The sequence below is a fragment of the Chitinophaga rupis genome (genome assembly GCF_900109685.1).
In the GTDB taxonomy this organism is placed as follows: Bacteria; Bacteroidota; Bacteroidia; order Chitinophagales; family Chitinophagaceae; genus Chitinophaga; species Chitinophaga rupis.
This window is the reverse complement of the sequence record NZ_FOBB01000001.1, coordinates 1,535,761-1,561,601: the sequence shown is the minus strand read 5'-3', so window position 1 is coordinate 1,561,601 and position 25,841 is coordinate 1,535,761. Positions and strand designations below refer to the sequence as shown.

Below are 25,841 nucleotides of genomic sequence, written 5' to 3'. Positions count from 1 at the left end.
AGGTCGAGACATGCAAAAATTTACACGTTTATTAACCAGTATGCTATTATGCATACTCATAGCCCCCGTGCTATTATTTGCCCAGGAAACAACCGCTGATATTGCGGGCATTGTAAGCAGCCAGGAAGGCGCCGTGCCGGGAGCCTCCGTAATAGCTGTTCACCAGCCAACCGGCACAAAATACATGACGGTTACCCGTAAAGACGGCCGTTATAACCTGCCTAACCTCCGCGTAGGCGGCCCTTACAGCATTACAGTAAGCTACATTGGGTTTAAGGAAGAAAAACAGGATAACATTTCCTTAGCCCTGGGACAAGAGTACAAAGCAGACTTTAAGCTCAGCGCTTCAACCAGCACATTAGGCGAAGTAGAGGTAAAAGCCAACCGGCAGGACAAAGTATTCAACAACAGCCGCACCGGCAGCCAGGAGATCATTACACGCTCGCAAATGGACCGACTGCCCACCATTAGCCGCTCCATGCAGGACTTTACCCGTTTAAGCCCCGGAGCAGGTAACGGCGCCGGCACCAACAACATGAGCTTTGGCGGCCGCAGTAACCAGTATAACAACGTAACGGTGGACGGTGCTAACTTCAATAATACCTTCGGCCTCTCATCCACGCTGGGCGGGCAAACCGCTTCACAGCCCATTAGCCTGGATGCCATTGAGCAGATCCAGGTGAACATCTCCCCTTACGATGTAAGACAGGGTGGCTTTTCCGGCGCAGGTATTAACAGCGTAACCAAAAGCGGCACCAATGAATTTAAAGGCTCCGTATACACCTACATTCAAACGCCCGGCTTACAGGGCCTCAAAGTAGGTAATGCAGAAGTGCCCAAACCTAATTTCAGCTATAACCTGCGCGGTTTTTCTGTAGGCGGTCCTATTATACCCAATAAGCTGTTCTTCTTTATAAGCGCGGAGCAGGAAAGGATCAAGGCCCCTGCCACTAACCTTATCGCCAATATCCCGGGCGGACTTGCAGGCGGCAACGTATCACAGGCTGTAGCCGATACGCTGGATAAGCTCAAACAATTCCTCATAGATAAATATAGCTACAACCCCGGTGAGTACCAGGATTACAGCTACCGCACCCAAAGTGATAAGATCACTGCTAAGGTAGACTGGAACGTGAATGACTATAACACCTTTACCTTTAAATACAGCTACCTGAAATCCTTCAAGGATATTGCTGCCAGTAACAGCGGCGCACCGGGTTCCGGCCGTCAGCCCAGCAATACCGGTTTGCCGTTTAGTGGTAGTGGTTATACCATCAATAATAACTTCAACATTTTTATTGCGGAGCTGAACACCCGTTTTGGTAATACCGCTGCCAATAAGTTCCAGGTAGGTTATTCTGCCCTGCGTGATTTCCGCAGCAGCCTTTCCGGTGGCGACTTTCCGCTGGTAGATATCCTGAACGGCCAAGGCGCCAGCTACACCGCTTTCGGGTATGAGCCTTTCACTTACAACAATAAGCTGAACAGCGATATTTATCAACTGTCCGACATCTTTACCATGTACAAAGGCGCGCATGAAATTACCCTGGGTACGCAAAACTATTACAAGCGTTTTCTGAACGGGTTTGCGCCTAACTATAATGGTAACTACCGTTTTAACAGCCTCACGGATTTCTATAACAGTGCTATCAACGGCCTGCCTACTGCCTCCCGTTATGCGTTGCAGTATGCCAGCACCAAAGACGGTTCTTTCCCCTATGCCAAAATAGGTATGATGGAGCTGGGCCTTTTTGTGCAGGATAAATGGCGGGTAAGCAACAACTTTACCCTTACTTACGGTTTGCGTATAGACCTGCCCATCTTCGACAATAAATTTACCCGCAACGATTCCCTGACCACCCTTACCTTCCGGGATGGGGTGCATGTAGATGTTGGGCAAAAGCCTAATACTACGCCGCTCATCTCTCCCCGTGTAGGCTTTAACTGGGATGTAACCGGCAACAAAACCACGCAGGTACGCGGTGGCGCCGGTTTATTTGCAGGGGCGCCCCCGGCCGTATGGATCAGCAACCAGGCAGGTAACAATGGTGTGCAGTTTGGCTCTTTCGTAGCCCAAACCAGCGCTACATCGCCTACCATTCCCTACATCTTTAATGCAGATCCTAATGCTTACCGCCCTGCTTCCGGGCAGCTCTCTACTTCCTATAACGTAGCCGCCATCGACAAAAAATTCAAATATCCGCAGGTGCTGAAAGCCAGCCTGGCCGTTGACCAGGTGCTACCCGGCGGTGTGGTGGCCACTTTGGAAGGTAACTACTCAAAAGACATTAACGCAGTATATTTCCAGAACGTGAATTTGCCTGCTACAGGCATTGCACTGGAAGGCTCACCGGATAACCGTATCCGTTACAGCGCTTCCCAGATCTATGGCAAGCTGCCGGTGAATACCCTGGGGCATCCCAATATCAGCGATGCTATCCTGATGCGCAACTCCAGCAAAGGCTATGCTTACTTTGTTACCTTCCAGGTACAGAAGACCACGCAGAACCTGTACCTGAATGCAGCATATACCTACAGCAAATCACGCAGCATTAATGATGGAGGCTCCATTGCGCAAAGTAACTGGCGCGACCGTCCCGTGAGCGGCGATCCGAATAGCAACGTATTAGGCTACACGAATTTTTACACGCCGCACCGTGTAATTGCATCCGCCTCTTACCGTATTCCTTACGCCAAGTATTTTGCCACCTCTTTTGGATTTGTGTTTGAGGCTGCACCTAACGGCGCAGTATCCTATACTTACAGCGGTGACCTGAACAACGATGGTTCCGGTGGTAACAATGACCTGATCTACATTCCGGCCTCTCAGGACCAGATCCACCTGGTGCCGGTAGGTTATGGGGATGCTGCTTACAATCCAACTACCAATGCCGACCAGCGTACTGCTGCGCAGCTCTGGAACCAGCTGAGCAACTTCATTAACCAGGATAATTACCTGAGCCAGCACAAGGGCCAGTATGCAGAGCGTAATGCCGTAAGCTTACCCTTCTACAAACGGATGGATGTGAACATTACACAAGACTTTTACCTGTTCACCGGTAAAGACAAAACCAAACATACCCTGCGTGTAACCCTTGATATTGTGAACGTAGGCAACCTGCTGAACCGCAGGTGGGGTGTGTATAAAACATTCAACTCTACTTCCTTCCTGAAGTATGAAGGCATGCTGCGCGATGCCAACGGCGCCGCTACCAATACACCGGCTTTCTCCTTCCCTTACCTGGATGCGAAGAACGAAATACCTTTAACCAATTCCTGGAGAGACAATACTGCTGCAGTTTCCCGCTGGCAGGGTCAATTAGGGATCCGGTATATCTTTAATTAAGAGTTAACAATTAAGAATTAATAATTAAAAAGTAGCCCAATAAAAAAAGTCCTGCATTTAAATGCAGGACTTTTCTATTTGAAGTACTCAATTATTAATTCTTCATTCTTAATTATTAATTACTTTTTTTGGGGTTCCATCAGCTTATTCAACCCCATCATCTGTTGCATGGTATGGTCCATGCCTTCAGAAGAACCGTCCAGGAAGATCACGTTGCCCCGGCCGTTTTCGGCAAAGTGTTTAATAGCTTCCGTCCACATGGAGAACAGGATCACGGAAGTATCCAGGTTGGCCTGCTGCATTTCTTTGGCTGCCATGGTCATACCCTTGGCCACTTCTTCCCGGAACAGCGCCACACCCTGGCCACGCAGCTGGGCAGCCTGCCGCTCGGCTTCTGCGGCTATTTTAATAGCATTACCATCTGCTTCCGCCGCTTTGGTTTTGGTGATCAGCAATGCCTGGCCTTCATTCTCAGCAGCCGCTTTCAGGTTGTTGGAAGCCACTACCTGCGCCATGGATTTCATAATGGCGTCATCAAAGGTAATGTCGTTCATCTGAAGGTCCAGCAGGTGATAGCCCCAGCCTTCCAGCGTTTTGTCTATCTGCTCTTTTACGTTTTCCGTAATTTCACGGCGCAGGCCCAGCACTTCAGACTGGCGCTTGGTAGCCACAAAACCACGGATACTGCCTTCAATGGTGCGGATGAGCGCCTGCATAAAGCTGCGTTCATCCATAAATTTAAAAGCCACGCTTTTAATGGTCTCTTCTTCCTGGTTCCATACGGCATACAGCAGCATGGCCTTGAAATACACATTCGCCTGGTCAATGGTAATGGCCTGGAACTCCAGCTCCACAGAGCGGTTCTGGATGGAAATGCGTTTAAATACCTTTTCAATTATGGGGATCTTGAAGTTTAAACCGGGGCGCATGATACGGCTGTACTTGCCGAAAATAGTGGTAATTGCAATAGTACCTTGCTGGACGGTTACAAACGACGAAAAGAAAACCCAGAAAATTAAAAGGACGATGATTGTGGAAAGAACAATACTCGGCATATGCAGGGATTTGGATTTAGAGAATAAATATAACCAAATTGCCGAATATATATATTAAGGAAAAACAAACAACGGATGAAGGCCTTTTCCTAATGGTCATAGTTAAACAGGGATCCTGATACTATTAACACTCACTAAATTAGTCGGGTTTCTCCGGTGATGAAATACCCAAGCTTGGGTATTTTTTAAAAAATTTTGTTAATATGTTTACTGGAAGCCGATCTTACGGGCAATGGTCACCAGCTCTGTGGTGTTCCGCACCTTTAGCTTCAGGCGTATGTTCTTGCGGTGTGTTTCCACCGTATGGCGGCTCAGGTTCAGCTGCTGGGCAATCTCTTTATTGTTCAATCCCTTCACCGCAAGCGCCAGCACATCCTTTTCACGAAAGGTGAGCTTATGCAGCAGGCTTTCGTTCTGCCGGCGCAACACTTCGCTCATTGCATCGGCCAGCTGGGTATGGGTATCAATAGCCATGGTCAGGTCCAGGAAGGCGCAGATCACATCTTTTACCTCCCCTTTCTCATCATGGCTGAAAGGAATGGTTAAGCCTACCAGCCAGCGCCAGTCGCGCTGCCCGCGGGGCCGCACCCGGGTTACGCCGCCAAAAATATTCTTATTGTTCTGAAAAGATTCCTGGGCGGTACGGGTGATCTCAAAATCATCAGGATGTATGAATTGCCGGAAAAATTCCAGGCCCAGTGTATGCATTTCCGTTAAGGTGTAACCGGTAAAGGTTTCCATATATGCATTACACCAGCTTACCTGGCTGTTGCGCTGGTCGGCGGTAAACACCATTGCCGGCACATGATGCAGCATGTTTTCCAGCCACTGTACACGTTCTTTTAATTGCTTATGCTCCTTCTGCAATGCTGCGGTGGATGGGTTTGGTGTCATGCCAGGGTCTTCAGTCTGCATACGTTAAGTTTTAAACAAACAATAGTGAAACGGGCTCTCACGTATTAGTATATACGAAAAAATATGTATATGAAAAGCTGTTGCAACGCTTATTCTGTAAATTTAAAATAAAAACCTATATGTGCAAGGTTATTTTAGGGGCGGGGCATTGGCCGCCCAGTCCATGGTCCATAGTCGATGGTCCATTGCCTAAAACATGTTCAATTGTACCGCAGCCAAAGTACTGCTGAGCCACTAATGTTATTTCTGCAATCTTTTATATTATTTAAACACCTCTTAACATCGCCTATAATCCTTTGTACTGCTACCCTATGTTGTATGCCATGGACCATCGACTATGGACCATGGACTAACTATGTTTGATTATTCCCCTATTAGGCAGTAAATTTGAAACCCGTAAAATTTATACTTATTCATTAACCATAAAAAATCAAGTTATGGCATTTACACTCCCGAGCTTACCATATGCAACCGACGCATTGGAACCGCATATTGATAAAACCACCATGGAAATTCACCATGGCAAACACCATCAGGCTTACGTAGATAACCTGAATAAAGCCGTTGCCGGTACTGAGCATGAAAATAAATCACTGGATGAGCTGGTAGCCAGCGCCGGTAAAATAAGCCCTGCTGTACGCAACAATGGCGGTGGTCACTGGAACCACAGCTTCTTCTGGCAGATCCTGGGCCCCAATGCAGGCGGCGAGCCTAAAGGCGCACTGGCCGAAGCTATTAAAAGCACCTTTGGCTCTTTTGATGAGTTCAAAGAAAAGCTGAACGCTGCCGGCGCTACCCGCTTTGGTTCAGGCTGGGCCTGGTTAATTGTAAAGGATGGCAAGCTGGAAGTAACTTCTACCCCCAACCAGGACAATCCCCTGATGGATGTAGCTGAAGTTAAAGGCACGCCCGTTTTAGGTGTGGACGTATGGGAACATGCTTACTACCTGAAATACCAGAACCGCCGCCCGGAATACCTGAAAGCATTCTGGAATGCTGTTAACTGGGATGCCGTTAGCAAAAACTATGATGCAGCGGTGAAAAAATAGTCACCACCTGCTATCTATAACAAAAAAAGCATCTCATGTACGTGAGATGCTTTTTTTATGTAGTAATGCGCTGATTATTTAAGCTCTTTGATCTTTACATTCTTAAACCAGATTTCGCTGCCATGGTCCTGCAGGTCTATATGGCCTTTTTTGGTAGCGCCATATCCCTTGGCATCTTTCCACTTACCGGTTTCCTTGGCTTTCTTCCATTCCGGTGAGCCTATGGTATATTCAGCTGTTTTTTGCCCGTTCAGCCAGTGTTCCACATGCCCCTTATTTACAATAATGCGGGCCTGGTTCCATTCGCCAATGGGTTTTGCAGCAGCCACCAGCGGATCGCCCATGGCGTAGTTAGCGCCGGTCTTTTGCCAGCCCTCCAGCTTTTCAGGGAAGTTCTCATCATCTATCAATTGATATTCCGGGCCGCTCTTATACGCTGCATCAAATTCTTCTGATGCCAGGTAAATGATGCCGCTATTGCCTTTGGGAGCCAGCTTCCAGTCGGCCTGCAGCTCAAAATTATCATATGTGCTGTCGGACGTAAGATCAGCTCTTTTATCGCTTTTATCTTTTTCGCTGCCCAGGCAATGCAGGGTACCATTTTCTGCTACCCAGCTGTTGGAGGTTTTGCCTTTGTAAATATGCCAGCCATCCAGGTTCTGCCCGTTAAACAATAATTTCCAGCCGTCTGCTTTTTCAGCATCGGTCAATACATTGGCCGGCGCTGTATCTGCAGTAAGCGTAGTAGCAGCGGCGGTGGTATCAGCGCTCACAGTAGTGGAATCAGTTTTACTTTCCGGGGTAGATGCATTACCGCATGCCATTGCAACAGCGGTTAACACAGATAAAGCCGGAACAAATAATTTTCTCATGATCATTATTTTTTACTTGTTTATCAATTTCAGGTCTTTCGGATCCCATCCAATAATCTTATTCTGGAAATAGCTGTCGTTACACAGCAAGGCCGGTGCAGCTGCACGGTAGCCGAACAGCGCATCTTCATGCACCTTGCCACCGGTACGCATAGCGTTGAACAGGTTATAGAAGTGATCAAAGTGCGCGCCTTTATAACCTGCATCTGCTACATACTCCAGCTTCTCAGGCGGCAGCATACTTTTCCGGTCATACACATATTGCCGGCCGTTCGCATTGGCAGCACCTTCTGTTTTTTTACTTTTCAGCAAAGGATCTTCCTCATCTCCTTTATTACGCAGCAGGGTTACCTTATCCCACTCTACCGTCATAGAACCTTCGCTGCCTACCATGCGCAGATAGTTGGTGCCACCGGTACCATCCACAAAGTTCACCCGCAGCGACAGGTTAAATGCAGGATGCGCCGCTGTTTCCGGGTAATCGAACATGCCCAGCATAATGTCCGGCACCTCGCGCCCATCATTCCAGTAACGCAGGCCGCCGGTAGCCATTACTTTGTTAGGCCCCATGGAGCCGGTTACAAAGTGCAGGCTGGAGAACAGGTGCACAAACAGGTCGCCGGAAACACCGGTGCCATAATCTCTATAATTACGCCAGCGGAAAAACCGCAGCGGGTCAAATTCACGTTTAGGCGCATGCAGCAGGTAAGTTTCCCAATCCACTGTTTTAGGCGATGCATCTGCTGGTATGGGGTACTGCCAGGCGCCCTGTGGTGACATACGCGCCCAAAAACCTTCCGCGTAGTTCAGCTTACCAATAGCACCGTCTTTCAGCAGTTGCCGGGCTTTTTCATTACCCAGTGAGCTCATGCCCTGGCTGCCTACCTGGTACACTACCTTACCATTCTTTTGCTGTGCTTCCACCACGGCAGGGCCTTCGCCTATCTCATGCACCATGGGCTTTTCACAGTATACGGATTTACCTTTGTTCATGGCAGCTACCGAAATATCCTTATGCCAGAAGTCAGGCGTAGCAATGATCACGGCATCCACATCCTTACGTTCCAGTATCTCTTTGTAATCACGGGTAGTATAAATATCATTACCCCATTTCTTTTTAGCATCCGCCAAACGGCCGTCGTACAGGTCACAGGCTGCAATTAATTTTACGCCCGGCACCGTAATAGCCGTGTTGGTATCGGCAGAGCCCATACCACCCGCGCCTATCAGCGCAATCTGAATCTGGTCATTGGCACTGTATTTTTCGCGTATGCGTGACAGTGATTCCAGGTTACGCTTTTTATCCGCAGCGGTAATAATGCCAGGGAACAGGGAGGCGCCTACTACTCCTTTGGCTAGCTTACTGATAAACCCTCTGCGGGAATTTTCCATCGAATTTTCAGACATGTTTTTCCGGTTTGATGTTAGATAACGTGATTTGGTTGACAGAAGGCTTTTAATTTATGACTTAAATGCGGGAAATCATAATTTAATTCATTGCACCAGCACCAGCTTAGCCGCTACCGGTAAGTGGTCCGATGCATAGCGTTCCGGTATCACGGTATGTTCTATTACGCGAAAAGCCTTTGCCGGCGCATAGGCTATCAGGTCTATGGTACGGTTAGGCGCATCCACCGGGATGGTGAACGGGCAATTATCACAGGTACGGGTAAAGGCGCTGTCCAGTACTTGTATGGCAGCGCTGCCCGGCTTAGCGTTAAAGTCACCGGCCAGTATTACCGGCATACCTGCCTGGCCCAGTAAGCGGCTTATTTCACGCATCTGTAACAAGCGGTCAGTATCTGGTTTTAATACATCCAGGTGTGTGCTGGCCATCATAACACGCCGGCCGTTCTTCAGCTTTACCTTAACCGTACATAAGGCGCGTGGCTCCCCTTTGGAGCCGGGAGCAGATGGCAGCTGATAAGCATGCCCCTCCTTTATGGGATAGCGGGATAATACGGCAATGCCATACTCACCGCCATCATAAGGTATGCCTTTCGCAAACTGTGCGTGCATGCCGGTTTTGACCGCCAGCACCTCCGCCTCATGCACATCGCGGCCGGAGCGGCCGGTATGCACATCCACTTCCTGCAAGGCCACAAAATCAGGATGCTGCTGATTAATAACACCGGCAATAGCATCCAGGTCTATTACATCTTTTTTAGATGGCGGGTTTGCATGATGAATGTTATAGGTTAATACCTTAATGGTATCAACCGGCATGGCTTCCGTTCCTGTAGCAGTTTTGTTAGTGCTGCACGCAGCCAGCAAAATGCACAAGCTTATTATTATACAATACTTCATAATACTCTTTTTACTCCCATCCCTGGTTCTGCCCCAGCTCCGTATTCCGCTGGAACTGTGTTAAGGGTATAGGCCACAGGTAATTCTTGGGATCAACAAAACGCCGGCCCGTATTCACGATCATGTAACCATTTGCATCTACCGGCACACTGGCTACATACTGCTGCATATAGCTGGGGACAAAGGCTTTTTTCATGCCTTTTACGTCTGCAGCCAGCAGGCTGCCCTGTTTCCAGCGCAGCAGGTCAAAGTAGCGCTGCCCTTCCAGCGCCAGCTCTACACGGCGCTCCCGGCGTATTTCAGTGCGCAGGTCCATGCCCCAGGCGCCCAGTTCCGCAATGATCATGTGATGCATGCCTACACGGTCGCGGAGCTTGTTGATGGTTATATCCAGGTCGGCCTGTGTAAGCTTACCCTGCATTTCACGCGCTTCTGCATAGTTCAGCAGTATTTCTGCCAGGCGCATAATGTGAATGTCGTTCGGGTCTTTGTTATAGGTAGCTACTGCCGATACCTGTACATACTTGGTAAAATAATAACCGGTGGCTGTTACGCAGCCTTTTTTATCTGAATTGAATTTGGGCAGGTTAAAAATGTCGGAAGGATTGGCATCCTGGTCACCATCATCCTTACCACCCCAGCTGCCGCCAGGCGCCAGTATGGTCTGCGTCATGCGCGGGTCGCGGTTGTTAAACACATCCCCATAAGCCTGCTGCGCACCTTCATTGTACAACGGCGATTTTTCGATGGGCATACCATCGGCGCACAAATAGGCATCCACCAGTGATTTGGTAGGACAAAAGCGGGAGGTTTGATCCGGTACCTGGCATTCCCGGCTCATGTTGTGCATAGATACATCTATGAGGTACAACCTGGCCAGTATAGTTTCCTTATTAGCGCCAGCGCTTAGCTTACCTTTCTGGGTGAACAGCTCATTGTAGCTATTAGTACCGCCGGCTGTGTACAGCTGGTATACATTCAGGTCCATCACTGCTTTGGCGGCTGCTTCCGCTACATCATACTTACCGTAGAACAGCGCCACGCGCGATTTCCAGCCCAGTGCAGCGCCTTTGGTGATACGGCCCAGGTCTGCGGCGGCATAGGTGGCCGGCAGCTCTGTGGCAGCAGAATCCAGCTGCTGTAATATAAAATCCACTACCTGTGTGCGCGGTGTGCGGGGGCCGTACACTATATCATCACCAATGTTCAGGGTATTGGTCACCAGCGGTATGTCACCGTAAAAAAAGCTCAGGTAGCTGTACAGGAAAGCGCGCAGAAAACGCACCTCGCCGGCGTACTGGTTCATTTTTGCCTGCTGAATGCCGGTGGCTTTCTGATAGTTCTCTAAAAAGTGATTACAGCGGCGTATGCCTTTATACTGGTTCACCCACTCTGCGTTAACGGTGCCCAGGGTAAAGTCATAATTGCCGGTGGAAATGGCCAGGTAATCGCTCATAGGCGGGTACACCGTATTATCGCCCATGTTCTCCATATCCACTACGTTCTTGCCTTTCAGGTAATCGTAGCAGGCATTCACGGCCAGCTTCAGCTGTCCTTCTGTTTTCCAGAACTCATCGTTGGGAATAGCATCCAGCGCGCCGCGGTCCAGGAAATCTTTGGAGCAGCCGGCAAAAAAACAAACAGCTGTTATGCACAGGGCTATACGTAATATATGTTGCTGCATGGCAGTGGTTATTTAAAGTTAATGTTAAGACCAAACACAAAGGTTTTCACCTGCGGGTAAGTACCGCCGCTGGTGGTAACCGTTTCCGGGTCATAGGCGTAAAAGAAATTGGTTTTGGTGAACAGGTTGTCCATTGATACGTAGGCGCGTAACCGTTGTATACGCAGGCGGCTGGTCCAGTTACCGGGCAGTGTATAACCGATCTGTATATTTTTCAGGCGCAGGTAAGCGGCATCCTGCAGCCAGTAGTCCGACTGACGGGCCGTGGTATTGCGTGTATCCAGGTAAGTAAAGCGCGGGTACCAGGCATCCGTGTTTTCCGGTGTCCAGTGGTCGCGGTGCACCTCCTGCGGGTAAGAGCCAAATGCCTGGAAGGTGTGTATGCCAATGCCGCTGATATAACCATTGCCTTTACCTACCCCTTGTATAAAAAAGGAAAAATCAATATTCTTCCAGCCAAAGTTGCCGCGCAGAGAATAGGTATAACGCGGGAAGGCATCGCCTATCACGGTACGGTCTTTATCAGCCGTTATCTTGCCATCGTTATTCAGGTCGCGGTACTTAATATCGCCGGGGGCTACCTTGCCATTGTCTGCATCAAAAATGGGAAAGTTGGGCACCAGCTTACCGCTGGCGTCTTTGGTAAAATCACCTTCCTGTGCTAAACCATCTGTACGGTAACCATAAAACGCATTAATGGGATAGCCTACCTGCAGTATCCTGTTATCCAGCACCGGCGGGGCCCCGCCCAGGTTTAATACCTTGTTGCGTACATCGGAGAGCTGGGCGGTAAAGCCATAGGAGAAATCTTTGATCTGGTCTGTCCACCCCACACTTAGCTCCCAGCCTTTGTTGGATACATCGCCTGCATTCTGGTCCGGTACTTCCAGCCCTAAAATATCGGGCTGCGGCACTTTCAGCTGCACGTCCTTTGTTTGTTTATCAAACCAGTCTGCACTTACGGAGAGGCGGTTGTTAAAGAAGGCCAGGTCAAGACCTATGTTCAGCATGTTCACTTTTTCCCAGCGCAGCAGCGGGTTAGCCAGGTTGGTTTGCGCTACTCCCCTGGTAAGTATGTTACCTATGGGCATAGTACCTACACCGGTCAACACCTGCATGTAAGGGTACCATTCTGAATAGGCAGTACCATCGGCCCCATACTGGTTACCCAGGCTGCCGTAGGATGCACGCAATTTACCTTCGCTTAACCAGCGGCTAATGCCGCTGCTCTTTACAAAGCTCTCCTGCGTAAAACGCCAGCCGGCAGATGCAGATGGGAAAGTACCATAACGGCGGTCAGGCGAATAGCGGGATGAGCCATCATAACGCACGTTCAGCTCCAGCAAATACTTTTCATTAAAGTCATAGTTCAAACGGCCAAACCAGGAGCGCAGCGCGTACTGGTAACCATCGCCGGTAGCATTCGGGTTATCGGAGCCCAGGTTAAACACCGGCACATCATCACTGGGAAAGTTCTGTTTGCTGGCTGCCCAGGATTCATAGCGGTATGATTCCTGCTGGTAACCTGCCAGCACCTTAAAATTGTGCTTATCTAACGTGAACGCATAGTTTAATAAGCCGGACAGGTTTTCCATACGGCTGGTATAATCCCGCATTTCCAGGCTGTTGCTGGTAGCATTGCTGTACCAGAAAGCGCCGGTATCCGGGTAGTAATAATCTAATTTGCGGCTAAAGGTGCTGCGGCGCTGGTTAATGATATTGGTGCCGTATTGCCCTGTAAAATCAAGGTTCTTCCAGATATGTACCTTGGCAGAAACATTGCCGGTTACTTCCTGTGATTTAAAGTTGTTGTAACCTCCATCCGTAGCAATAGCTACCGGGTTGCTGGAGCCGCCGCCGTACCCCCAGGTACCGTTGCTGAACTTTACCGGATTCAGTGGCGACATGGTTAGTGAGGTATAAATAGGCCCGGAATCCGCATCCGTACCACCTGCAGGCTGGTTCTGCGTACGGTCTATATATCCCAGGTTACCATCAATATCTACAATGTCAAATAAACGCATGGCGTTCAAACGTGCGCGTACGTTATTACGTACGGCGCTATACTGATCGCCCACTACCAGGCCATCCTGGTTTTGCCGGCCAAAGGACAGATAATAGGTAACATCCTGCGAGCCGCCATTCACACTCAGGTTATGCTCCTGCTGCGGCGCTGTGCTTTTGAACAGGGCTTTAGGCCAGTTGGTATTGGCAAAATAATCCGGGTCTGTACCGTCTTTTGCTTTCTGAATATCTTCTGCGGTATAGGTTTCCGGCAGGTTCACATTACGCTGGGCCTCATTCAGCATTTCCATATATTCCGGTGCGCCTACCATTTTAGGCAGTGCATACGGCTTTTGTATACCATAGTAGCCATTATAGCTCAGCATCGGCTTCTGGTTCTGCTTCCCTTTCCTGGTAGTTACCAGTATAACGCCATTGGCTGCACGGGAACCGTAAATGGCGGCAGAAGCGGCGTCTTTTAATACGGATACGCTTTCAATATCTGTTGGGTTCAGGAAGTTAATATCGCCTGGTATACCGTCAATCAATATAAAAGGATTAGCATTGTTAGTGGTACCTGTACCGCGTATACGCAGCGTAGCGCCGCCTGCACCGGGGAAGCCGGTGTTGTTGATAGCGGTTAAGCCGGGCAGCAGGCCCTGTAAGGCGGTAGACATAGAGGTAACCGGGCGGCCGGCCAGCTCTTTCTCCCCTACCATGGCTACTGCGCCGGTAAGGTTCACCTTCTTTTGCGTACCATAGCCCACTACAACCACCTGGTTCAGCTGACGGGTATCTTCATTCAGCACCACATCTATCTGCTGCTGATCGCCTACTGTAATTTCTTTAGGCAGGTATCCTACATAAGAAAATAACAGCACCGCGTTGCTGCCCGTTACATTGATCTCAAACCGGCCGTCGGCATTGGTTACAGCGCCGTTACCCGTACCCCTTACCGTAACCGTTACACCGGGCAGCGGAATATTACCGGCGCCCCTTACGGTGCCGCTTATACGCTGCACCTGTATGTTGCTCCAGTAACGGTTATCAAACGCCGTGTTATTTACTGCGCTGATCCTTTGACCCAGGAATTGCAGATTCGCCGATGTATTGGTGTTATTACTGTCGGGTGAGGAAGGCGTGTCTTCTTCGGCAGATGAAATGGCAAACTGCTGTGCGGTGATCTGCTTCAGCTCCAACCCGTAAGGTTTAATTACATTCAGCAGAGAACGCACAAATGCTTTTTCCTTAAAATTCTCTTTACCGGCATTTATTTTCAGCTGCAGCAGCTCTGATCTGCAAATGAAGCTTACATCGTGCTGCTTTTCTATTACCTGTAATATTTCTCCCAATGTTTGCACTTGTTTGCGTGCTACCTGGGAGGGGTATACGTTGTACGCCGGTGTATTAATGGCTGCCAGATCCTGTGCATGCAGGGAAGGCCCCACCAAACAGGCCGCACATAGCAATGCGTAGCCGCCCATTATTTTTAACGGTACATTTGTCAGCATATCAGGGATTTTATGTTTTTATTTTTTTGGTCGAATGAAGACCGTGTCTCCGCTTTTTTCAATTTTTACATTCAGCGCAAAGGCTAAAGTTTCCAGCAACAGCTTTTCATCTTTTACGCGCAAACCGCCGGAAAGCTTTGTACGCGCCAGTTCCGGGCTGCTAATACGCACCTGGTAACCATAAATATCTTCCATGTAAGCAGCCATTTCCTGCAGGGTTACATTTTGCAGCTGCTGCCTTTCGTCTTTCCATACCGCATACAGATCCACATTTACTTTTTTCTTGATGACCTTATTTTTCTTTACAGCATATTGTACAAAATCGCCGGGAGCCAGCAACAGCGGCTGTTCCGGCAGCTCGTTAAACCGGACTTTTATTTTACCCGTGTTCAGGGTTACATTCGTAAAGGCAGTATCTTTCTTTACGTTGAATGAGGTGCCCAGTACATCAATATCCAGGTTGCCGCTATGTACCACAAAAGCCTGCGCCGCGGCAGGTTTAATATCAAAAAAAGCTTCCCCTTCCAGCCATACTTCCCGCTGGCTATTGGCAGCCCAGTTAGCATGAAAGAATACGGATGCTTTGGCATTTAATATTACTCTGGAACTATCCGGCAACCATACGGTGCGCACACCATCTGCCAGGCCGGTATACTCCATTTTGGCAGGCGGCTTCGGTAATAATTGCCGGCCTATAAGCCCCATGGAACCCACCACCACAGCGGCGGCAGCCCACCACCATATTTTACGCGGCCCTTTTTCTTTTATTACCGGCTGCTGCTTTTGCTCCCAGGCCGCAATACGGTCCAGGTTACGTTCCAGCGAAGCGTTTATCATAAGCTGTGAGGGCAGCTCCTCCTTAAACTGTAACCCCAGTATAAAAGCACGTGCAGCCGCTGTTTGCGCCTGTTTATGCGGATGCGCTGCTATCCAGGTATTCCAGAAAGCATCACTTGCTGCCGTGGGAAATCTTACCCATTGCAGAAAATGATCATCGGCAATAAAATCGCTTGTATCAAAGTGTTCGTAATCCGTTGGATGCTCCATTTTGTGGTGTTACAGGTATAGGAGCGCTGAGGTTTGCCTTTTACCCCATGGGAATTAAACTTTTTTGAAAAAAATTTTAAAGGAGGCTGGAATCCTGCGCGGAGCAGATGAGAAGGGAAAGCTGCATGCTTCCCAGCGCCGCTGCCAGCGGGGCCAGTGAGAGCATGGCTTTTACAAGCGGGGTGGTATTATATGCATCGCGCAGCATAAGAATGGCGCGGGCTACTAATTTATAGGTGGCTTTAACAGAAATATTTAAAATGTCTGCAATCTCCTCGTAGCTCATGTTCTCATAAAAGCGGAAGAACACCGCTTCTTTTTGCCGGGGCGTTAACCGGCGCATGGCATTGCGCAGCGCCTGCAGCTGCTCCTGCGCTTCTTCTGCTACTACGCGCTGCTGCTCTGCAGATATTTCCAGCGCAAAGGCATAATTATCAGTAGCTGCAATATTTTCCTGGATTTTTTTATAACGGGCGAGGAGATTTAATAAATAATGCCGGAACGATACAAACAGGTAGCTCTTTAATTCCTTTACTGCTGCCAGCTTTTCACGGTTAGCCCAAAAACGCACAAAGATCTCCTGTATGCTGTCTTCTATAAGCGCAGCATCTACCGTAAACTTGCAGCCATAATTAAATAAGCGGGGATAGTACAACGTATAGATACATGCATATGCATTTTTATCGCCCCCTTTGCAAGCCTCCCAAATAGCAGGATCTATGTGTTGTTGATCATTCATTCACACCGGACTGGAAAACGTAAAATTATCAATATTGACCGCGCTGTTGTGTTATCTTTCAATTAAGAAAATGCCCTTTCAGTAGTTTGGTTGATGGCAATAACGTGGAACTTATAAAGTACTTACATTCTTAAGTGTTCCCAAACTAATAAAAAAAACAGAATTCCAATAGCAAAAACAAAAATGCCGCAAAACCTTGCTGGTCCTGCGGCATCTGTGCTTGCGCATGTTACAACAAATATTTTATTTCAGTAATTGCTGGTATTCCTGCGGGTTGTGGAACAGGCGTATGGATTCATTCACCTCGTTATCCCAGGCCAGTGACCGCTCTATACGGCCCTTCTGTAAATAATAGCGGTTGGCTATTTCTTCTTCCAGCAGGCGTTTGATCTCTGTTTTATTTTTCAGCAGGTCCTGTTTTTTATCATGCCGCATTTTCTGCTGCAATGCTTCAAACTCTTTGGATACTGCATCATAATACTTTTCCTTCCGCGCAGTGGATTGAAAACTTTCCAGCGCTTCCTCACTATGCGTTTTGTAGCTGTAATCCTTACCATCCAGGAAGCGCAGAAAATCTGTAAAATCATCTTCACTCAGCTGAAAGCTGCCTGCAGCAGCTATTTTAGGATGCGCGTAATAGTATTGGGTGGCGTAATCAAAAATGTATTGCTTGCGTAATAAGGTAATGGCCACCTGGCTCAGGAACTGCGGCTCTACCTGCGCATCCGGCTCAATACCTCCACCGTCTTTTACCTTGCGGCCGGCCAAGGTGGTAAAGGAGCGGCGCATAGAGTCCGGCACATAGTCCACTTCCCCTTCCTGGTTACGATGACTGTAATCAATGGCCTGTATGCAGCGGCCGCTGGGGGTGTAATATTTGGCGGTAGTTACTTTTAGCTTGGCATTGTAAGGCAGGGGACGCGTGGTTTGTACCAGCCCTTTTCCAAAAGAGCGCTGCCCTACTACCAGCCCGCGGTCCAGGTCCTGCACGGCGCCGGCTACAATTTCAGAGGCGGAGGCAGAGGAGCGGTTGGTGAGCACTACCAGCGGCATGTTGATATCTGCCGGGGCCTGCTGGGTTTTATATTCCCGGTCCCAGTTCTTTACTTTTCCCTTGGTGCTTACGATCAGCTTATTTTTGTCTATCCATATGTTGGATACATTCACGGCTTCATCCAGCAGCCCGCCGGGGTTGCCCCGCAGGTCCAGGATCACGCCTTTCAGACCGGGGTGCTCCTGTTTCAGCCTTTCAAAGGTCATTTGCACCTGGGCGCCGCTATTTTCTGTGAACTGCACCATTTTAATGTAGGCTACATCACTGCTTACCATACCGGAATAGCTTACCGGCATTACATTGATCTCCTGCCGTACGATCTTTTTAGTGGTTTCCTCCCCGGTGAACGGATTTTTCAGCAGCATATCCAGGCTGGTGCCGGCATTGCCTTTCAGCAGACGGCTGATCTCCTCCTGGTCCATGCCCTTAGTGGGCTTACCATCCAGCGATAATAATATATCGCCGGGTTTAACGCCTGCCCGGTGCATAGGGCTGCCTTCGTAAATATCTGTGATCACGGTGGTATCGCCCAGGGTATTAATGGATGCGCCTACCCCGCCGTATTTGCCGGTGGCCATAAACTTCAGATCGTCCAGGTTCTCTTCGGGAATAAAATCCGTATAAGGGTCTGTTTCCTCCAGCATGGATTCAATGCCTTTATGCATTACTTTTTCGGGAGAAAGGTCATCCACATAGTAGGTGTTCAGCTCCCGGTAAAAAGCGGCAAAAATATCCAGGTTCTTGGCTATCTGGAAGTATTTATCACTTTCATTAAAGGCCAGCAAACCGGCGCCGCCGGCGGCCAGTAATAATACCAGCAGCAGTAGTTTTCTTCTTTTATTAAAGATGTTGCGCATAGTAACTAAAGTAAAAAGTAAAAACTTAAAAAGTAAAAAGTAAAAAACCTGCGTATGTGTATCCTGATAACCGCTGCGATATTTTAATTTTTTACTTTTTCCTTTTGCCTTTTTAAGGTACCGGGTCATAGCCATGCCCGCCCCAGGGATGGCAGGATAGGATACGTTTTGCAGTGAGATAACCTCCTTTAAAAAGCCCGTATTTTTTAAATGCTGTGATGCCATATTCCGAACAGGAGGGTGTATAACGGCATTTTGCGCCCAGTAAAGGCGATATGAACCATTGATATACCTTGATCAAACCAATAAACGGGATCCCCAGCCAGCGTGTCAGATGCTTCATTATGCTTATGGTTAGATAGCCTGCTAAAGGTACTGTTAATTAACGCTGGCAGGCCATGTAGGGGCGCCTCCGTCAACAATTTAACATTTTATGCAGGCTTGCTCGTTTCTTTTTGCAAACGCTCTAAAATTACCGAAATTTTGTGGTGGAGGGTGCTGAAGGGGGCTATTTTTTTATCGGTATAAATGAGGAAAACGGCCAGCTGCAGGGAGTGTTGCTGCAGGTGATCATATAAAACCTGCTTTTGCAGGCGCCAGGCTTCGCGGCCCAGGCGTTTTACGCGGTTACGGTCCACCGCGCGGGGAAAGTGCCGGGAAGCGGCTGTAAAGCCCACCTGCACGGGCGGGTCGCCTGCCGGTAGCTGCACCGGCAGGTAGATGATGCGGTATGGAAAAACAGAAAACGCTTTTCCGTCCCGAAAAAGCGTTTCAATCAGTTTCCTGCTTTTTAACCTTTCTTCCCGTTTAAAAGAATAAGCTTTTATAGCGTATTGAGTTTTGCGATCTTATTTCAGCTTGCGCTCGTCAGAAACCGTCAGCTTCTTACGGCCTTTTGCCCTGCGGGATGCCAGTACCTTACGGCCATTAGCAGTTTCCATTCTCTTTCTGAAGCCGTGTACGCTCTTTCTGCGTCTGTTATGCGGTTGAAAAGTACGTTTCATCTGTTAATTTTTATACTTTATAAGGTCAGATGGAACTCCCTGGCTTTTCGCTTCTCGCAGCAGCATCACTTTTCGCTACTTTCTGCTGCTACAAGCGTCAGCAAGGTCGTTTCATTTTCTTTATGTTTTACCTGGACTATACAAAAATCCGCCGGGACGGATATCCTGTTTTCAAAATGGAAGGCAAAGGTAGGGATTTCTTTTAAATATGCTGCAAAAAGTTTCTTGAAAGTTTGCTAAAAATTCGCGGAACGCTAAATACTTAATGCAGAACGCTTAACGCCCTGGAATTTTCCCTTACCGCGCTGTCAAAGACCATCTGAGAACGTCGTCTTCTGTCAATCCAGCGCCAGCGCTTTCAGTCCCACTACCCGATAACTCCTGCAGCCACACCGTTCAGACCTGCGTGCTTAGCTCCGGATCCTCATCCCTCTCCTGGAAAGCAGCAACGCTCTCCGTCTCACTGCCCATGTCCTGCGCCTGACTATTCAAACCTGCACGTCTTAGCTCCTGATCTCCTCCCCTTCCCTAAAAGCAAAAACCTGCCCTGTGTCCATGCAGGGCAGGCTTTTACAATAAGTATCAATCAAATTATTTTACGCCTAATTTGGTCTTTACGGGAGCCAGCAGGTCATCACCGGCAGGTGATACCAGCAGCACGCCTACAGAGCTATCCAGCACATAACCGTAACCTTTTTCTTTGGCTACATCTTCAATGGCCTTGCGGGCTTTATCGTAGATGGGTTTCAGCACTTCCTGGCGCTTGGCATCTATTTTCTGGTCAGCAGCAGAGCGGTATTCTTCAATACGTTTCTGAATGTCCTGTATTTCCTTTCCTTTGATCTCTTTCATGTTATCCGTCATGCTGGCAGCCTGCGCGTCAAAATCCTTCATTTTCTTGGTGTACTCATCCACCAGGCCCTTACCATCAGCTTCCAGGGATTGTGCATAGGTTTGGAGGGTAGTTTGTGCCGCTTTGGTCTCAGGCATTGCATCCAGCAGCGCCTGCGTATTGATGTGTGCTACTTTCGTCTGCGCCATTGCATTTACGCCGAATAAACCGGAAACAGCTACAAAAGCAATAATTACATACTTCTTCATGATGTTGTCTGTGTTTAAAAAAATTTTAAATCTTATTGGTTAAAAAATGGTTTACTTTTTCTTTACACCCAGCGCCGTTAGAATGTCTTCGCTCTTATCCAGCTTGGGATCTGAAAAAATAACGGTAATGCCCCCTGATTTATCCAGCACAAAGTCGTACATCCTGCTGGCAGCCAGCTTCTGTACGGCATTGTAGATCTTATCTTGTATGGGTTTGATCAGCTCTTCCCGCTTTTTAAACAGATCACCCTCATAACCAAAGCGTTTACGTTGCAGGTCCTTGGCGTCTTTCTCCTTCGCTACTATCTCGTCCTCTCTTTTATGTTTCAGTTCATCCGTAAGCATTACCTGCTCTGCCTGATATGCCTTGTACATCTTGTCAATATCCTGGAACTTGGCATCTATCTCTTTCTGCCACTGGTCTGCAATCGCATCCAGCTTGGTTTGTGCATCTTTATAATCGGGAATGCTTTCCAGTATATACTTTGTGTCTATCACACAATACCGTTGCGCATTCGCCGCACAGGCAGCAACGAGGATAACAGCTAATGTGATGAATAGTTTTTTCATTTCTATGGATTTTAGTTCGCTACTTTTTTAGAAAACGCAATATAAAGTTTATAATTTATTCTAACATCAATCTAACACTGAACTAACACGCTAAGCCCCCTTATTCCGGCTCAAAGCCCAACATAAATGTGAATTTAGCCGCATCTTTTAACCCATTGCCGGGGGTCAAACGGTCAAAACCTATGCCATAGTCAAATCCAAGCAAACCAAACATGGGCAGGTAAAAGCGCATACCCAAACCAGCGGAGCGGCGCAGGCGGAACGGGTTGTATTCATTAAAGTCGCGGTAACCGTTAGCCGCTTCCAGGAACGCCAGGCCAAAGATGGTTGAGCTGGGGTTCAGGCTAAGCGGGTAGCGCAGCTCCATTACATATTTGTTGAAGATGGTAAACCCTTCATAACCAACCGGCTGCCCGTTTTCCGGGTTCAGCTTGGGATTGCTGGTATAATATACCGGGTAACCACGCTGGGAAATAATGTCACGGTCATAGATCGCAAAGTTGCTCAAACCATCACCCCCCAATTCAAAGCGGCCGAAGGGCGACAGCGTGGTGCGGTTGTTATACCGGCTAATGTAACCGAATTTGGCGGCCACCTTCAGTACAAAGGATTTATTATCCGTGCCTTTAGGTTTGGTTAATGGTACATACCATTCTGCATTAAAGCGGTATTTCTGGTATTCTATGAAGTTGAACTGGTCGGCAATGGATTCTTTGGTGTAGTCCTTATCAGGATTGAACAAAGAGTAAGGCGGTGTGAACTGGCCGCTGATCAGGAAGTTGGAACCGCTTCTGGGGAAGATCTGCTGATCCACAGAAGAACGTGCCAGCGTAAGCTTGAAGCTGATGTTGTTGGATGTACCGTTAGAGAACCCGATGTTAAAATAATCGTAGTTCTTCAGCTTATACTGCTGATAGTTCAGCGCATAAATAAGGGTAAAATAATCATCCGGCCATTTCAGCTGCTTACCCAGTGATACCGTGGCGCCCAGTACCTTAAAGTAGGTATCGCTGCCGGTGGTGGTACCATAAATATACTGGTTATACGCGCTGGGGTTCTGGTAGCTGTTATAAAAGTTTACAGAGAACTGGTTCTGCTTTTTACCGCCCAGCCAGGGTTCTGTAAATGAGAAGTTATAGGAGCGGTAAGCTTTACCGTTGGAGGATACACGTACGGATAATTTCTGGCCATCGCCACTGGGTAAGGGATCCCAGGTCTCTTTCCGGAAAATGTTACGCAGGGAGAAGTTGTTGAACGTTACACCCAGGGTACCGGTTAAACCAATGTAACCACCCCAGCCGGCCGACAGCTCTAACTGGTCATTGGCTTTTTCTTCCACTGTATAGTCAATATCCACCGTACCATCCTGTACGTTAGGTACAGGAACAATGCCTATTTTTTCCGGGTTAAAATAACCCAGGTTGGCAATCTGCCGCTGGGAACGCATCAGATCCGCACGGCTGAATTTTTCACCGGGCAGCGTACGCAGCTCGCGGCGTATTACGTGTTCGTTCGTTTTATCGTTACCGGCTATACGTACTTCTTTAATGGTAGCCTGCGGGCCTTCTGTAATACGGATCTCATAGTCAATGGTATCGCCATGGATGCCGGTTTCTACGGGCTCAATACGGAAGAACAGGTAACCATAGTCCATATACAGGCCGCTGATATCACCGCCTTCAGGCGACAATTGCTTACCAATACGTTTTTCCAGCAGCTCCAGATTATAGGTATCGCCTTTTTTAATACCCAGCACACGGGTCAGCAGGGAATCGTTATAGCGGGTATTGCCTTTCCAGGTAATATCGCCGAAATAATATTTTCTGCCTTCCAGTATCTGCATGTCCACATTCAGGCCACCAGCCTTGGTTTTATAAGTGGTGTCATTTACGATCTGCGCATCACGATAGCCCTGGGAGTTATAGTAGGCTACTACTTTTTCCTTATCCTCTGCATACTTGGTTTCATTGAACTTGGCAGAGGTAAAGAGCTTAAAACGGAAGTAGGGATCCAGCTCTTCCAGCGTGCGGGAAGGCACCAGGAAGCCAAAGCTGCTCCAGTAATCAGATTGTACGTGGCTGGTATCCTGGTATATTTGTTCCTTATCGGGGTGCAGGGTAAAGCGGGTGCGTTCCCGGGTGCCCTTCATTTTTTTCTTGATCCTGGAATCGCTGATGTTGCTGTTATCTACGATGTTAATATCATTGATCTTTACCTTGCCGCCTTTACTTACGGTGAAGATCACGTCCGCAGCATTCACCTGCGACGTATCCGCACGCTCTGTAACGGTAATGCCTACGTTACGGAAGCCTTTTTCCTCATAGTTCTTACGCACCACCGCAATGGTGTTCTGCTTCATGCTTTCCGTAATTACGCTTCCCTTACGCAGGCCGGACTTTTTGGCCATATCCTCTGCTTCGGATTTTTTGATACCGCGGAAAATGAAATTGGCCAAACGGGGGCGTTCGGTCAGGTTAATTTCCAGCCATATTTTTCCATCATCTATCTTGGTAACGTAAATGGCTACGTTGGCAAACAGGCGCTGGCCCCACAGGGTTTGTATGGCCTTGGCAAACTGGTCGCCGCCGGGGTATACCACCTTATCGCCCACATTCAGGCCGGATAAGGAAATAAGCAAGGCTTTATCCAGGAACTGTGTACCGGTAACGGCTATTTCTGCAATCTCATACTGCTGAGGGTTTCCCAAAGCCGTGGGCAAATCTGGCTGTGTGGTTACAGGCACCGGCAGAGTATCCCTCTGTTGGGCGGATACACGAATCCCTGCACTGCAACATAATGCGATGGCCAGTAGGCTCTTAGGAAATAATTTCTTCATTCTGCTGAATTTGTTCGCTTGTTTTGCCAAAACGCCGTTCTCTGGTTTGATAATTTAAGATGGCCTCGTAAAGATTTTCTTTGCGGAAATCCGGCCAACGGGTGTCTGTGAAATATAGTTCCGCGTAAGCCAACTGGTATAATAAGAAATTACTGATCCTGCATTCCCCGCTGGTCCTGATCATCAGTTCCGGGTCTGGTAGCGCAGCAGTGCATAGGTATTTCTGCCATACATCCTGTGTAATATCGGTGGGGTTTAACTTTCCTGCCTGTACATCCTCTGCCATCTTTTTGGCGGCATTCACTATTTCCCAACGGGCGCTGTAGCTAAGGGCCATCACCAGGTTTAAGCCGGTGTTGCCGCTGGTAATGGCAATGGCTTCCTCCATTTCACGCTGGCAATGCGGGGGCAACATGTTCATATCGCCTATTACATGCAGCTTAATATTATTTTTAGTGAGGGTATTCACTTCCTTACGGATGGTATTCACCAGCAGCTCCATAATGCCATTTACCTCATTCTCCGGGCGGTCCCAGTTTTCGGTAGAAAAGGCATAAAGGGTAAGGTACCCGATTCCCAGCTCAGCGGAGGCCTCAACAACGTTACGCACACTTTCCACTCCCTCGTGGTGCCCGTAAAGCCTGTCCTGCCCTTTTTCCTTAGCCCAACGGCCGTTGCCGTCCATAATAATAGCTATATGGCGCGGTAACCGTTGTAAGTCTAGTTTATCCTTCAAACTCATGAGTGTTCAGGCGTATTAAAAAACAGAATAACAGATTTACTAAAAGTGTGCAAAGATACAAAAATAGATATATGCCTATTGCGGCAAAGTCTGACAGGTTGTTTTAACGTAGTTTTAACAGCGAAAGTCCCTGCGGGTGGGCAGTTTGGGGAATGTGGCGTGTAACTTTCGGGGGATATCTGATGTTTCACGGCCCCTGCCGGGGTTAAGAAATCTGCGGTTGGCACCTTCCGGACTGCCAACCGCCCGCTGGCAACTGCCAGTTAGAATTTACATTCGTACTTGGTAAATAATATGCTGATGGTGAATTCGATGGTCACAAACTGGTCTTTATCCCGGCTGTTACCCCGCTGGCGGCCAGGTACCCCAATCGGTTCACCGGTGGCGTAGGAGCGGTCCTGCAGCAGGTAAGCCACAGTATTATCCCCATTGGCTTTGGGCGGGAATAACGCAGGGCCGGCGTAGGTTTTACTTACATCATCCAGGTAATCTGTCCCGGTAAAACGGTATAACAGCTCCAGTCCAAGGTTCACACTACGGGATACATTATACTTAAAACCGCCGCCCACCACAAAAGCAGGGGCTACGAGGCTGTAAGGCTTGCGGTCCGGGTATTGGGCAGAGCCCTGCCCTTCTGTACGCAGGGGCTGTAAATAATATTTTTTACCATCCAGGTATGCGTAGGGATTGTAGTAGAAAATGCTGGCCCCACCGGTAAAATAGGGGGAAAAACGGTAATCGTAGCTGCCCGGTTCAAAACGGAAAAAGTTGAAATCACCCTGCAGCGCCAGCTCAAAAATGTCGGTATTAAAGCTCAGGTTCCGGCGGCGCTGGAACTCATTATTGTTATAGATATCGGAATATCCCAGCCGTGCATAACGGAGATGCGCCCGCACCCCGATATAATCGTTCATGTATTTACGGTAGAATACACCAATGGTAGGTTTTACGGTATTCAGGGCGCTGCGGGTATTCAGGTCGCCAAAATACTGGGCGCCTCCCACAGAAAAACCCAGCTCCCCTACATACTGCAGTTCATTTTGCGCCAAAGCAGGATATGCCAGCAGCATTCCCAGGGCAATAAGGCCGGAAGTAATGATTCGACGAAAATGAAAAATAGGTAGTTGCATAATTACGGTCCTACTTAA

Annotated in this window: 20 protein-coding genes; 2 read left to right on the top strand and 18 right to left on the bottom strand. The window is 48.3% G+C overall.

The window, feature by feature from the left end:
- Window positions 1–10: 10 nt before the first annotated feature.
- On the top strand, window positions 11–3,346 hold the full coding sequence (locus BMZ54_RS06315; protein ID WP_238386508.1) for a TonB-dependent receptor: 3,336 nt from the start codon (window positions 11–13) through the stop codon (window positions 3,344–3,346).
- A 119-nt stretch (window positions 3,347–3,465) separates the two neighbouring features.
- Here BMZ54_RS06315 and BMZ54_RS06310 read toward each other — a convergent pair whose 3' ends face one another.
- Together BMZ54_RS06310 and BMZ54_RS06305 are read right to left on the bottom strand one after the other, a co-directional pair.
- Window positions 3,466–4,401 carry an SPFH domain-containing protein gene (locus BMZ54_RS06310; RefSeq protein WP_089907582.1) on the bottom strand — a complete coding sequence of 312 codons (936 nt, stop codon included), beginning with the start codon at window positions 4,399–4,401 and terminating at the stop codon, window positions 3,466–3,468.
- A 207-nt stretch (window positions 4,402–4,608) separates the two neighbouring features.
- Window positions 4,609–5,316 carry a helix-turn-helix transcriptional regulator gene (locus BMZ54_RS06305; protein ID WP_089907579.1) on the bottom strand — a complete coding sequence of 236 codons (708 nt, stop codon included), beginning with the start codon at window positions 5,314–5,316 and terminating at the stop codon, window positions 4,609–4,611.
- 437 nt (window positions 5,317–5,753) lie between these two features.
- On the opposite strand from BMZ54_RS06305, the gene BMZ54_RS06300 reads away from it, so the two are divergent.
- Complete coding sequence (locus BMZ54_RS06300) at window positions 5,754–6,365, top strand: superoxide dismutase (RefSeq protein WP_089908432.1); 612 nt, start codon at window positions 5,754–5,756, stop codon at window positions 6,363–6,365.
- A 74-nt stretch (window positions 6,366–6,439) separates the two neighbouring features.
- Here BMZ54_RS06300 and BMZ54_RS06295 read toward each other — a convergent pair whose 3' ends face one another.
- The 16 genes from BMZ54_RS06295 to porG all read right to left on the bottom strand — a co-directional run bounded on the left by BMZ54_RS06295 (window position 6,440) and on the right by porG (window position 25,823).
- Window positions 6,440–7,237 carry a 3-keto-disaccharide hydrolase gene (locus BMZ54_RS06295; protein ID WP_089907575.1) on the bottom strand — a complete coding sequence of 266 codons (798 nt, stop codon included), beginning with the start codon at window positions 7,235–7,237 and terminating at the stop codon, window positions 6,440–6,442.
- A gap of 12 nt (window positions 7,238–7,249) precedes the next feature.
- Entirely contained in the window at window positions 7,250–8,644 is a 1,395-nt protein-coding gene (locus tag BMZ54_RS06290) for a Gfo/Idh/MocA family protein (RefSeq protein WP_089907572.1), read from the bottom strand.
- Between the two features lie 87 nt (window positions 8,645–8,731).
- A complete protein-coding gene (locus BMZ54_RS06285; RefSeq protein ID WP_089907569.1) occupies window positions 8,732–9,544 on the bottom strand; it encodes an endonuclease/exonuclease/phosphatase family protein in 813 nt (270 codons plus the stop codon).
- Between the two features lie 10 nt (window positions 9,545–9,554).
- A complete protein-coding gene (locus BMZ54_RS06280; RefSeq protein ID WP_089907567.1) occupies window positions 9,555–11,228 on the bottom strand; it encodes a RagB/SusD family nutrient uptake outer membrane protein in 1,674 nt (557 codons plus the stop codon).
- An 8-nt stretch (window positions 11,229–11,236) separates the two neighbouring features.
- On the bottom strand, window positions 11,237–14,743 hold the full coding sequence (locus BMZ54_RS06275) for a SusC/RagA family TonB-linked outer membrane protein (RefSeq protein ID WP_089907564.1): 3,507 nt from the start codon (window positions 14,741–14,743) through the stop codon (window positions 11,237–11,239).
- 18 nt (window positions 14,744–14,761) lie between these two features.
- Entirely contained in the window at window positions 14,762–15,790 is a 1,029-nt protein-coding gene (locus BMZ54_RS06270) for a FecR family protein (protein WP_089907560.1), read from the bottom strand.
- A 76-nt stretch (window positions 15,791–15,866) separates the two neighbouring features.
- Window positions 15,867–16,529, bottom strand: a complete 663-nt coding sequence (locus BMZ54_RS06265) for an RNA polymerase sigma factor (protein WP_089907557.1) — start codon at window positions 16,527–16,529, stop codon at window positions 15,867–15,869.
- A gap of 243 nt (window positions 16,530–16,772) precedes the next feature.
- A complete protein-coding gene (locus BMZ54_RS06260) occupies window positions 16,773–18,440 on the bottom strand; it encodes a S41 family peptidase (RefSeq protein WP_089908429.1) in 1,668 nt (555 codons plus the stop codon).
- A 112-nt stretch (window positions 18,441–18,552) separates the two neighbouring features.
- Window positions 18,553–18,783 carry a membrane protein insertion efficiency factor YidD gene (yidD, locus tag BMZ54_RS06255; RefSeq protein WP_089907553.1) on the bottom strand — a complete coding sequence of 77 codons (231 nt, stop codon included), beginning with the start codon at window positions 18,781–18,783 and terminating at the stop codon, window positions 18,553–18,555.
- Window positions 18,784–18,871: 88 nt separating this feature from the next.
- On the bottom strand, window positions 18,872–19,267 hold the full coding sequence (locus tag BMZ54_RS06250; RefSeq protein ID WP_089907550.1) for a ribonuclease P protein component: 396 nt from the start codon (window positions 19,265–19,267) through the stop codon (window positions 18,872–18,874).
- Window positions 19,268–19,288: 21 nt separating this feature from the next.
- Window positions 19,289–19,444, bottom strand: coding sequence for a 50S ribosomal protein L34 (rpmH, locus tag BMZ54_RS06245; protein WP_012788729.1), 156 nt, complete (start codon window positions 19,442–19,444; stop codon window positions 19,289–19,291).
- A gap of 591 nt (window positions 19,445–20,035) precedes the next feature.
- The gene (locus tag BMZ54_RS06240) at window positions 20,036–20,545 is read right to left on the bottom strand and encodes an OmpH/Skp family outer membrane protein (RefSeq protein ID WP_089907547.1); all 510 of its coding nucleotides are present in this window, start codon (window positions 20,543–20,545) and stop codon (window positions 20,036–20,038) included.
- A gap of 51 nt (window positions 20,546–20,596) precedes the next feature.
- Window positions 20,597–21,115, bottom strand: coding sequence for an OmpH/Skp family outer membrane protein (locus BMZ54_RS06235; protein WP_089907544.1), 519 nt, complete (start codon window positions 21,113–21,115; stop codon window positions 20,597–20,599).
- 100 nt (window positions 21,116–21,215) lie between these two features.
- A complete protein-coding gene (locus BMZ54_RS06230) occupies window positions 21,216–23,951 on the bottom strand; it encodes a BamA/OMP85 family outer membrane protein (RefSeq protein ID WP_089907542.1) in 2,736 nt (911 codons plus the stop codon).
- Window positions 23,932–24,693, bottom strand: a complete 762-nt coding sequence (locus BMZ54_RS06225) for an isoprenyl transferase (protein WP_089907539.1) — start codon at window positions 24,691–24,693, stop codon at window positions 23,932–23,934. Before BMZ54_RS06225 ends, BMZ54_RS06230 begins: the two co-directional genes overlap by 20 nt.
- A 263-nt stretch (window positions 24,694–24,956) precedes the next feature.
- The gene (gene porG / locus BMZ54_RS06220; RefSeq protein ID WP_089907536.1) at window positions 24,957–25,823 is read right to left on the bottom strand and encodes a type IX secretion system protein PorG; all 867 of its coding nucleotides are present in this window, start codon (window positions 25,821–25,823) and stop codon (window positions 24,957–24,959) included.
- Window positions 25,824–25,841: the final 18 nt, after the last annotated feature.

Coding starts and splice junctions, on each gene's coding strand:
- BMZ54_RS06260 (WP_089908429.1), bottom strand. CDS start 18,440: ATGCGCAACATCTTTAATAAAAGAAGAAAACTACTGCTGCTGGTATTA.
- BMZ54_RS06230 (WP_089907542.1), bottom strand. CDS start 23,951: ATGAAGAAATTATTTCCTAAGAGCCTACTGGCCATCGCATTATGTTGC.
- BMZ54_RS06295 (WP_089907575.1), bottom strand. CDS start 7,237: ATGAGAAAATTATTTGTTCCGGCTTTATCTGTGTTAACCGCTGTTGCA.
- BMZ54_RS06285 (WP_089907569.1), bottom strand. CDS start 9,544: ATGAAGTATTGTATAATAATAAGCTTGTGCATTTTGCTGGCTGCGTGC.
- BMZ54_RS06270 (WP_089907560.1), bottom strand. CDS start 15,790: ATGGAGCATCCAACGGATTACGAACACTTTGATACAAGCGATTTTATT.
- yidD (WP_089907553.1), bottom strand. CDS start 18,783: ATGAAGCATCTGACACGCTGGCTGGGGATCCCGTTTATTGGTTTGATC.
- BMZ54_RS06265 (WP_089907557.1), bottom strand. CDS start 16,529: ATGAATGATCAACAACACATAGATCCTGCTATTTGGGAGGCTTGCAAA.
- BMZ54_RS06225 (WP_089907539.1), bottom strand. CDS start 24,693: ATGAGTTTGAAGGATAAACTAGACTTACAACGGTTACCGCGCCATATA.
- BMZ54_RS06300 (WP_089908432.1), top strand. CDS start 5,754: ATGGCATTTACACTCCCGAGCTTACCATATGCAACCGACGCATTGGAA.
- BMZ54_RS06305 (WP_089907579.1), bottom strand. CDS start 5,316: ATGCAGACTGAAGACCCTGGCATGACACCAAACCCATCCACCGCAGCA.
- BMZ54_RS06310 (WP_089907582.1), bottom strand. CDS start 4,401: ATGCCGAGTATTGTTCTTTCCACAATCATCGTCCTTTTAATTTTCTGG.
- rpmH (WP_012788729.1), bottom strand. CDS start 19,444: ATGAAACGTACTTTTCAACCGCATAACAGACGCAGAAAGAGCGTACAC.
- BMZ54_RS06280 (WP_089907567.1), bottom strand. CDS start 11,228: ATGCAGCAACATATATTACGTATAGCCCTGTGCATAACAGCTGTTTGT.
- BMZ54_RS06235 (WP_089907544.1), bottom strand. CDS start 21,115: ATGAAAAAACTATTCATCACATTAGCTGTTATCCTCGTTGCTGCCTGT.
- BMZ54_RS06290 (WP_089907572.1), bottom strand. CDS start 8,644: ATGTCTGAAAATTCGATGGAAAATTCCCGCAGAGGGTTTATCAGTAAG.
- BMZ54_RS06240 (WP_089907547.1), bottom strand. CDS start 20,545: ATGAAGAAGTATGTAATTATTGCTTTTGTAGCTGTTTCCGGTTTATTC.
- BMZ54_RS06315 (WP_238386508.1), top strand. CDS start 11: ATGCAAAAATTTACACGTTTATTAACCAGTATGCTATTATGCATACTC.
- BMZ54_RS06275 (WP_089907564.1), bottom strand. CDS start 14,743: ATGCTGACAAATGTACCGTTAAAAATAATGGGCGGCTACGCATTGCTA.
- porG (WP_089907536.1), bottom strand. CDS start 25,823: ATGCAACTACCTATTTTTCATTTTCGTCGAATCATTACTTCCGGCCTT.